1 protein-coding gene is annotated in these 250 nt (G+C 63.2%); it reads right to left on the bottom strand.

Translation table 11 applies throughout. From position 1 onward, the window contains the following. A partial coding sequence (locus tag QSV46_RS40480; protein WP_314964318.1) for a LysR substrate-binding domain-containing protein occupies window positions 1-250 on the bottom strand: 250 nt, incomplete at both ends.

The following is a 250-nucleotide window of genomic DNA, read 5'->3' as shown; positions in this document are numbered from 1 at the left end:
TCGCGGAGATCCTTCCAACTGACCGACTTGCCTTTTGTCAGCGGGTCATTGCTGCGCAACGCCACCCAGAGCGGGTCGGCGCAAATCACGTGTACTTCCACCGATTGATCCGGAACGACGCCGGCCGGCCCGAAGCCGATGTCGGTAGAGCCGTTCTGCAGGCCGGCCAGCACCTCCTGGATCGGCACGTCGTCGAAGCGGACGTCCACGCCGGGATGGTTGTTGTTGTATTCGGCGATCAGCTCCGGCA

Source organism: Bradyrhizobium cosmicum, assembly GCF_032290525.1.
GTDB lineage: Bacteria > Pseudomonadota > Alphaproteobacteria > Rhizobiales > Xanthobacteraceae > Bradyrhizobium > Bradyrhizobium cosmicum_A.
This window is presented reverse-complemented; position numbering and strand designations above follow the sequence as displayed.